Annotated in this window: 1 protein-coding gene and 1 tRNA gene; both read right to left on the bottom strand. The window is 29.6% G+C overall.

Annotation, left to right across the window (positions count from 1 at the left end; translation table 11 throughout):
- Window positions 1-337: 337 nt before the first annotated feature.
- Window positions 338-1,078 carry a class I SAM-dependent methyltransferase gene (locus L8D11_RS05355; RefSeq protein WP_236870637.1) on the bottom strand — a complete coding sequence of 247 codons (741 nt, stop codon included), beginning with the start codon at window positions 1,076-1,078 and terminating at the stop codon, window positions 338-340.
- A 26-nt stretch (window positions 1,079-1,104) separates the two neighbouring features.
- A tRNA-Trp gene (locus tag L8D11_RS05350) sits at window positions 1,105-1,180 on the bottom strand.
- Between the last annotated feature and the right edge of the window lie 248 nt (window positions 1,181-1,428).

The following is a 1,428-nucleotide window of genomic DNA, read 5'->3' as shown; positions in this document are numbered from 1 at the left end:
AGAATGCACACAATGTTTTGCAGATTAAAGCGACTATGTCCTCTAATGAGTGGAATCTTTATGAAGCAAATATTGACAATGAGTTGATTCTAAAAGTTACTTAACGCTATCTAATATTTATGCTTCCCATAGTCGCCCCGCAATGTACATCAAAAATTTTTTAATTACATTATTTATCTAATTTAAACAAACGATTCTACTAATTTGTAACAAATTTTCAATTAATCTAGATAAAAGTACACTTACAGTTATGTAAAAAATCTAGCTAAATAATATGTCATTATGCTATATTTAAGGTACAATAACAAGCCTTTAAGAATTTGACGCTTGCATTTAATTAAATTTTATACCCACTATGAATTGCAACTACACCAAAAAAAAGTTTTTTGTGGTTAACAGAAAAATATCCACCATCTTTCATCATAATTTCCAATTCTTCTGGGTGATGAAATTGTTTAATACTTTCTACTAAATATTGATAAGAATCACTTGATTTTGCTATTAGCGATCCAATTTTTGGGATAATTTTAAAGGAATAAAAATCATAAATTTTAGAAATTATATAATTATCAACCTTTGAAAATTCTAGGCATAAAAATTTACCTCCCGGCTTTAATACTCTCAAAGATTCTTTTAATACACTTTTTACATGTGTAACGTTTCTGATACCAAATGATATTGTGCAATAGTCAAAACTATTATCAGCATACGGTATATTCTCTGCACTACAATGAATCCATTTAATATCCTCAATATATCTTTTATTGATCTTTTTACCAATTATGCTTTTACCCTTATGTAGCATTTCCTTATTTAAATCAGACACTATAGCTTTTTTTCCGCCTTTATCTATAAATCTTTTTGCTATATCACCAGTACCTCCAGCCAAATCTAGCAAGCTCATTCCTTCATAACTGTCAATTTCATTAATAAAAATATCTTTCCACTTTCTGTGCAAACCAAAACTCATTATATCGTTCATTATGTCATATTTATTCGCAACTTTGGAAAAGACGCCCTGCACCATTTTTTCTTTTTCTTCTTCCTTTATCTTTTTAAATCCAAAATTCGCAGTCATATTAACAAGATAATTTATCTAATAAATGGCAGGAGCGAGAGGCCTCGAACCCCCAACCTCCGGTTTTGGAGACCGGCGCTCTACCAATTGAGCTACACTCCTATCCTTGTATGTTACTATGTGTATATCAATAATACTTTCTTAAATCAATAAACTGTTACTATTTATTTATTCATTTAGCTAGACAAATAGGAGAAATATTATCTAATATAGCATTAATCTTGGAAGCATAAATATTAGATAGCGTTAAGTAACTTTTAGAATCAACTCATTGTCAATATTTGCTTCATAAAGATTCCACTCATTAGAGGACATAGTCGCTTTAATCTGCAAAACATTGTGAGCATTCT

The sequence above is a fragment of the Candidatus Bandiella numerosa genome (assembly GCF_021811875.1).
Classification (GTDB): domain Bacteria; phylum Pseudomonadota; class Alphaproteobacteria; order Rickettsiales; family Midichloriaceae; genus Aquirickettsia; species Aquirickettsia numerosa_A.
Note: the sequence above shows the minus strand (reverse complement) of the source record. Positions and strands in the feature narration are given on the sequence as shown.